Origin of the sequence: Limosilactobacillus pontis DSM 8475, assembly GCF_001435345.1 — a bacterium.
Taxonomy (GTDB): domain Bacteria; phylum Bacillota; class Bacilli; order Lactobacillales; family Lactobacillaceae; genus Limosilactobacillus; species Limosilactobacillus pontis.
The window spans coordinates 6,762-14,066 of sequence record NZ_AZGO01000043.1 but is presented as its reverse complement, the minus strand read 5'-3'; the positions used below and the strand labels follow the sequence as shown (position 1 = coordinate 14,066).

Genomic DNA, 7,305 nt, shown 5'->3' with positions numbered 1-7,305 from the left:
CCCAGCCACGTTCCTATATATTGTAGTTACTTCCACCAGTGACGGGTGATCATAAAGATCGCCGAGGCCACCATCAGGACCAGGGTGATGACAATTGTAAAGACCCATGAGTACTGACCATTGGCGAGGGGGAGCTTGACGTTTTCCCCGTAGAACCCCGAGACGATGGTTGGAACCGAGAGAACGATGGAGTAGATGGTCAGATACATCATCGTCTGGTTTAGGTCACTGTCGATCACCTTGCTGTAGGCATTGGAGACCCGTTCGGAGACGTCGGAGGTCATCTGGGCCATCTCTAGCCCCTGTTGTGCTTCAACGATAACATCGTCGAGGTCGTTGTTTTGCCGGGTCGACATCTTGTCGGCGTAGTGGCGCTTGAATTCGGCCAGCAGGGAGACGTTCCCCTTGAGTGAGGTCAGAATGTAAACCAGGCCGGTCTCAATCTCCATGAACTCATTAATCGCCTTACGTCCGGTCCGCCGCTGCAGGTTGCGCTGGATCTGCTGACGCTGCTGGTCAACCCGGCGCAGGGGCCTAAAGTAGTTGGTAGACAGGCGGTAGAGAATCGGAAAGACCAGGTTGAACTTGTCGGTGATTGGGGCCCGCCGCTTCAGGATTCGCAGCTGATTGGCGATGATCCCGTTGACAAAGTTGGTCTTGGCGTTGGTGAAGGTGATGATGTTATTGGTTGTCAACATGATGCCGATCGGGGCAGTTTGTGGCGCAGTGATGGCGTGGGTTGGCACGTAAACGTCAAAGATCAGCAGGGTTACGCCGGCATCGGGATCGACTTCCACCCGGGCCTTCTCGTAGGGGTCAATAGCGTAGTCGAGCAGTTCTTTGGTAACCTCGTACTTCTTGATTAGGTCCTCACGTTCCCGGGGGAGGGGTTCAAAGACACTGATCCACTTGCTGCGGTCATTAATTTCTTCGGTACTCAACAACGCACTTCACCTTCATATTCCGTGATCTTATAACTACTATTCAACTCTTTTTGACCAGAAAAGTAAAGATGCCAGTGTGTCGGGAAGTTAAATTGCTGGCGTATTTCCCGGGGAATACTTTAAAATGAGGAAAAGCCTAAAGAAGGGAAATGATTAGCAATGTGTACCAGCATCTACCAGGTGACCGGTGACCACACCCACCTCCTGGCGCGGACGATGGACTGGCCGGTCCTGGCCGTCTCACCACTTTTCGTTCCTCGCCACTTCCGGTGGTCAACCGCCTTTGACCACCGGGTGTACGAAAACCGCTACGCGATGGTCGGTGGGGGCAGCCTGTCCGCCAGCCGAATCGACGTTTCCGATGGGGTCAACGAGCACGGCCTGATGGCCCAGAAGCTGACCTTTGATAACGGGGCCCACTATCAGGATGCGCGGCGAGATGACAAGGTCCAGCTGGCGGCATACGAGTTCATCTTCTGGGTTCTGGGTAACTTTCGCTCGGTTCAGGACCTGGTCGACCACCTGGATGAGGTTGAACTGATGAGTGAAAAGAATAGCGATACCAAGTACGGCAAGCCCGAGCTCCACTTCGCCCTGGCTGATCGTACCGGTCGGGCCGTGGTGGTCGAACCCAGCCAGACCCCGCTGAAGGTGATCGAGAACCCCCTCGGCGTGGTGACTAATAGTCCGGACTTTGATCGTCAGTTGGCCCAGATGGAACGCTACGTGGACTTTACCACTGATTTTCGGGCAGGCCGGGTACCGCTGAACACGCCCCGGGTGACGACTGGTCGCCTCTCCGGGAAGGCCAACCCGCCCGGCTACTACTCACCGAGTGCCCGCTTTATCCGGGCAGCCTACCTGAAGGAGCGATCGGACGTGCCTGCCGATGAGGCCACCGGGCTGATCAGTGAGTGGCACCTGCTCGACAGCGTGACCGTGCCGCAAAACCGCCGCCACCAGCGGACCTACTCTGTTTACCGGGCCGTGACGGTTGCCGAAAGCCGCAGCTACTACTTCCAATCCTATCATCGGGGCGACATCACCAAACTCCAGCTGACCGACGACATGCTGAACTGGACCAAGCCCAAGGTCTACCACGTCCCTGACCGACTGAGTGTCCGGGAGGTGAAGTAGATGACCGCTGAAATCCGCTGGCACCTCACCGAATTTCTGCCGGTCAACCAGGAATCGCGCCCGTTGCGTGACCTCCTCCACCGACAATGGTTATTGCCGGACCGGCTGATCCACTACCTTCGCCGCCGACAACATGTCCTGGTCAACGGGCGCTACCAGCCGGTCAACGAACTGGTTCACGCTGGCGACCGGGTCGACCTCCTCTTCACCGGCGACGAGGTCCGGACCCCGACGGCTAATGACTACCGGCCGACCCCCAATCCCCGGCTGGCGGTCCTGTTTGAGAACCGTGACCTCCTGGTGGTCAACAAGCCGCGGGGGCAGAAGAGTCACCCCAACGTGGCGGGGGAAACCGGCACCGTGATGAACGACGTGGCCGGCTACCTGGCGGGGAGTGCTGACGGGGCCTACATGGTTCATCGTCTCGACCTTCAGACCAGCGGTGCCCTGATTGTTGCCAAGAACCCGATCGTTGTCCCGGTCCTCAACCGCCTGATCGCCATGGGCCAGATCCACCGGGAATACCTGGCGGTGGTCGAGGGCCGGCTGACGGGCGCCGGCAAGTGGGACTGGCCGATTGGTCGTGACCCCCGTGATCCCCGTTGGCACGCGGTCGACGGCCTCCACGCCCAGCCCGCGTTGACCTATTACCAGGGTCTGGCTGCCAGCGACCAGCGCTCCCTGGTCCGCCTGCACCTGGCGACGGGCCGGACCCACCAATTGCGGGTTCACCTGGCACACAGCGGGCACCCGATTGTGGGTGACCCGATCTATAACCGCGCTTCCCCTGAACAGATGCTCCTTCACGGGGTCCGCCAGCAACTGCTAATTCCATTTACCTTTCAAAAACATGAAATTGTGGCCCCTCTACCAACCTATTTTCAGGAATATCTGGTAAAATGCAAATTGAGTTAGGTAGATAAAAATTCTTTAAAGGGGGACGCTAATTGTCACTTTTAGAAAAGTTATATGGACCGTTCTTTGATCCACATAACTGGGCAACGGTTATCACATCTGGCCAGGACTGGTTGATCATTCTCTCACTGGTAATGATCGAATGCCTGCTCTCGGTCGACAATGCGGTCGTACTGGCTGCCCAAACACGAGTACTACCGACACTGAAGGAACAGGAAGAATCGTTATTCTACGGGATCTGGGGCTCCTACATCTTTCGGTTCTTAATCATTGGGATTGGGACCTACCTGATCAACTTCTGGGAGATCAAGGTAATCGGGGCAGCTTACCTGGTCTACTTAGTTTATCGCTTCTTCCATAATAAATTCTTCGGCAAACGACCGATGCACAAGGTCCGTAACCGGGCCACCAGCCTGACCGGGCGGAAGCGCTTCTGGTCGGTTGTTGCCCAAATTGAATTCATGGATATCATCTTCTCTGTCGATTCCGTCCTGGCCTCTTTGGCGATTTCGCCCAACCCGGTGATTGTGCTGATCGGGGGCTTGATTGGGATTGCCTGCATGCGGGGGGTCGCGGAGATCATCATGCGTCTGATGCGCAAGATTCCGGAACTAGAACCGATGGCCTACGTGCTGATTTTCATCATCGCGATCAAGCTATTCCTGACCATTCCGGCAATCGATATCGAGATCCCGGCCGATATCTTTGGAATGTTCATGCTCTTCGTCTTCGTCCTGACGATTATCATCCACTTCGTCCGGCGCAAGAACAAGCAGAAGGAGGAATAATCAATGGCAATTGAGGCAACAGTGGCCGACTTCGACCAGCAGGTCACCGGTCCGCTGACCGTCGTCGACTTCTGGGCGCCATGGTGTGGCCCCTGCAAGATGATGGACCCGATCATGACAAAACTTGAACAGCGCTACGGTAAGCAGATTAAGTTTGTCCGCTTTAACGTGGATGGCAACCAGGAGATCGCCCAGCGCTACCACGTCATGAGCGTGCCGAGCCTGGTCCTCTTCCGTGATGGCCAGGCCAAGGAAAAGGTGACCGGGGTCTATCCGGAAGCCAAGTTGGCTCACTACTTTGAACGTAAAATTACTGAATAGGTAATCAAGCCGGTCCAGGACTAAATTCCTTGGTCGGCTTTTCATAAACGACATTTAATTAAATATGTTATAAAAAGCGACATATTATTAATAATATCGCCACAATCATATCAGACATGGGGTACAATAAGGGTATAGATGTAAACGCTTTCACAAACTATCTAGAGGAGGTAGCTTATTATGAGTAATCGCGATACCGCTAATGTACTCTGGTTTGACGAGCTCCATCGTCAGGATGTTAACCTGGTTGGTGGAAAGTCCTCGTCGCTGGGGGAGATGACCTCGTCGATGGATGTGCCGGTACCCTATGGCTTTGCCACTACGGCTCACGCTTACCGGTACTTCATGGAAGCCACGGGACTAAATGACCAGGTCAATGCCCTGCTGGATCAGCTCACGGACTATGAGAATGCCGACGAGCTCCACGCCACCTGTACCAAGATCCGGGACCTGATCACCAGTGCCCAGATGCCTGATGACCTGGCTAACGACATCAAGCAGGCCTACCTGGACCTGGCCAAGCGGATGGGGCAGGATGACCCCTTTGTGGCGATTCGGTCATCGGCCACGGCCGAGGACCTGCCGAACGCCTCCTTCGCAGGTCAGCAGGAGTCCTACTTAAATATTCATGGTGCCGATGACGTGGTTGACCGTGTCCAGCAGTGTTACGCCTCACTCTTCACTGACCGGGCGACCTACTACCGCCATAAGCAGCACTTCCCGTACGAGAAGGTGGCCCTATCAGCAGCCGTCCAGATGATGGTCTTCTCCAAGGCCTCGGGGATCATGTTCTCCGTCGACGTGACCAACGGGGATGACAGCAAGATCGTGATCGACGTCATCTATGGCCTGGGCGAGTACATTGTCCTGGGTAAGGTGACCCCGGATCACTTCGTCGTTGACAAGCAGTCGATGAAGATTGTCACTAAGAACATCACAACCAAGCCGGTTGAGCTGGTGCGGCTGCCGGATGGCGGGACCAAGGAGCAGCCGGTTCCTGCCGACAAAGCCGATCAGCCGGTCCTGACCGATGACCAGGTCCTGGAGCTGGCTGGCTACGTCAAGGAAATTGAGCAGCACTATGGCTGCTATATGGATATGGAGTTTGCCCTGGATGCCAACACCAATAAGCTCTGGCTCGTCCAGGCGCGGCCCGAAACGGTTTGGTCACAGCGCAATAAGGAAAAACATGCAGAATCAACGGGAGATGATAACGTGGTTGCAGAGAGTGATGCTAAGGTTGCCGTTCGTGGATTACCGGCCAGTCCTGGGGTAGCCAGTGGAGTGGTTCACGTGATTGACAGCCCAAAGGATATCGACGAGTTCAAGGCTGGAGAGGTGTTGGTCACCCTGATGACCTCACCGGACTGGGTGCCAGCCATGAAGAAGGTTGCTGGGATCATCACCAATAACGGGGGGATGACCTGTCACGCGGCGATTGTTTCCCGGGAAATGCAGATCCCATGTATCGTGGGGACCAAGAGCCGTGGCAAGGCCGCAACCGACGTCTTCAAGAACGGTGACGTGGTGACGGTCGATGCCAAAAACGGGGTCGTCTACCAGGGTAAGGTTGCTGCCCTCCTCAAGAAACCGGCTGCGGCCAACCCAAGTGGTGGTCAGGTCGTGGTGGCTGAGACCTTTGCCCCAACTGCCACCGGGGTCATGATGAATCTCGGTGACCCGGACCTAGCGGAAAAGTACGCTAGTCTGCCTGCTGACGGGATTGGTCTGATGCGGGAAGAATTCCTTTGGACCACCTACATCCACGAGCACCCACTTTACCTGATTGAGCAGGGGCACCCTGAGAAGGTTGTTGATATGTTGGCGGACGGGGTAAGCAAGGTCGCCCGGGTGATGGCCCCGCGGCCGGTGATTCTCCGGCTGTCAGACTTCAAGTCGGGCGAGTACCGGAAGCTCAAGGGTGGCGAGAAGTACGAACCACACGAACCGGCCGACTTGCTCGGCTGGCGGGGTGCTTCCCGTTACTACGACCCGAAGTACATCGAGGCCTTCAAGCTGGAGCTAGCCGCCGTCAAGAAGGTCCGGGAAGAATTTGGCTTGAAGAACCTCAACGTCATGATCCCGTTTGTCCGGACAGTCGATGAGGCCCGGAAGGTCACCGCAATCATGCGCGACCAGGGGCTGGTCCGCAGCGCTGACTTCAAGGTTTACATGATGGCCGAGATCCCGTCCAACATCATCCTGGCCGACCAGTTCAACGAGTTTGTCGATGGGTACTCCATCGGCTCCAACGACTTGGCGATGCTGATCCTCGGTTGTGACCGGAATAATGACACGGTGGCTAGTCTCTTCGACGAGCGGAACCTGGCTGTCAAGCGGGCCATCCGCCACCTGATCAAGGTTGCTCACAAGGATGGCCGGACCGTTTCGATCTGTGGTCAGGCTCCATCCGAGTATCCTGAGTTCACCAACTTCCTGATTCAAAGCGGGATTGACTATGTCTCGGTCAACCCCGATATGGTCAAGGCGACGAAACGGAACGTGGCCCACTTTGAACAGCGAATCATGCTGGACAAGGCCACCGGTCGCGGCCTGCAGGACCCAACCGATTACGAGTGGTAAGGAAAGAAGGATTGTCCGCGGACAATCCTTCTTTTACGTTTATTTGGCCCGGCCACTCGCCAGTAGGTAGTGGCGGATGTTGCGTAGGCACTTGTTAAACTCAACCCACTCATTGAAGGTTAGGTTGACGTCTTGGACCTGGTAGCGGTCGGGTGGGGTCACGATCGCCATGACCTTGCCCTGCCGGGTCAGGTGCAGCTGGTGGCCATCGACAATCAGACCGTAGTGACGGCCGTGTAACCAGGCGACCAGTTCCTGATAGGTATTGGTTTCCATCGCATATCACCTCGTCTCCCATCATACCGCGAAACTTAACGTTTGTCCGGGAGCGGACTACAATAAAAGATAGGAAGGAAGCGGTGAAGTAATGACAAGCAAGGATTTATTTAGGATTATGAAGATCAATCACGTCAAAGTCGATCCGCAGAAGACGGGTGAAACCACTGACGTTTTTGAGATCGACCAGCACCGGTTCGGCTACCTGGATCAGTACGGTAACGTTTATCTCAACGAGTATGGTGAGGAGAAGTCGCGGCCGCTGAGCCTGGGTCAGCACTTCTTCAATCGGTGGATCCACCGGGCAGCGGAAGGCTTCCGGACGAACCTTCGCCGTCTCG

Annotated in this window: 8 protein-coding genes; 6 read left to right on the top strand and 2 right to left on the bottom strand. The window is 55.8% G+C overall.

The annotated features are described in order from the left end of the window. Positions 1-26 precede the first annotated feature (26 nt). On the bottom strand, positions 27-944 hold the full coding sequence (locus FD34_RS03580) for a magnesium transporter CorA family protein (protein WP_057806845.1): 918 nt from the start codon (positions 942-944) through the stop codon (positions 27-29). A gap of 159 nt (positions 945-1,103) precedes the next feature. Here FD34_RS03580 and FD34_RS03575 point away from each other — a divergent pair, with 159 nt between their 5' ends. From FD34_RS03575 to ppsA, 5 genes are all read left to right on the top strand, one after another. Continuing rightward, the gene (locus tag FD34_RS03575) at positions 1,104-2,081 is read left to right on the top strand and encodes a choloylglycine hydrolase family protein (protein ID WP_057806843.1); all 978 of its coding nucleotides are present in this window, start codon (positions 1,104-1,106) and stop codon (positions 2,079-2,081) included. Then, on the top strand, positions 2,082-2,996 hold the full coding sequence (locus FD34_RS03570) for an RluA family pseudouridine synthase (protein WP_057806841.1): 915 nt from the start codon (positions 2,082-2,084) through the stop codon (positions 2,994-2,996). A gap of 32 nt (positions 2,997-3,028) precedes the next feature. Next, complete coding sequence (locus tag FD34_RS03565) at positions 3,029-3,784, top strand: TerC family protein (protein WP_057806838.1); 756 nt, start codon at positions 3,029-3,031, stop codon at positions 3,782-3,784. Positions 3,785-3,787: 3 nt separating this feature from the next. Further along, on the top strand, positions 3,788-4,105 hold the full coding sequence (trxA, locus tag FD34_RS03560; protein ID WP_057806836.1) for a thioredoxin: 318 nt from the start codon (positions 3,788-3,790) through the stop codon (positions 4,103-4,105). A 180-nt stretch (positions 4,106-4,285) separates the two neighbouring features. Beyond that, the gene (gene ppsA, locus FD34_RS03555) at positions 4,286-6,688 is read left to right on the top strand and encodes a phosphoenolpyruvate synthase (RefSeq protein ID WP_057806833.1); all 2,403 of its coding nucleotides are present in this window, start codon (positions 4,286-4,288) and stop codon (positions 6,686-6,688) included. Between the two features lie 39 nt (positions 6,689-6,727). On the opposite strand, the gene FD34_RS03550 is transcribed toward ppsA, so the two are convergent. After that, positions 6,728-6,964 carry a hypothetical protein gene (locus FD34_RS03550; RefSeq protein WP_057806832.1) on the bottom strand — a complete coding sequence of 79 codons (237 nt, stop codon included), beginning with the start codon at positions 6,962-6,964 and terminating at the stop codon, positions 6,728-6,730. Between the two features lie 118 nt (positions 6,965-7,082). On the opposite strand from FD34_RS03550, the gene FD34_RS08600 reads away from it, so the two are divergent. Beyond that, a partial coding sequence (locus FD34_RS08600) for a hypothetical protein (protein WP_057806830.1) occupies positions 7,083-7,305 on the top strand: 223 nt, incomplete at its 3' end.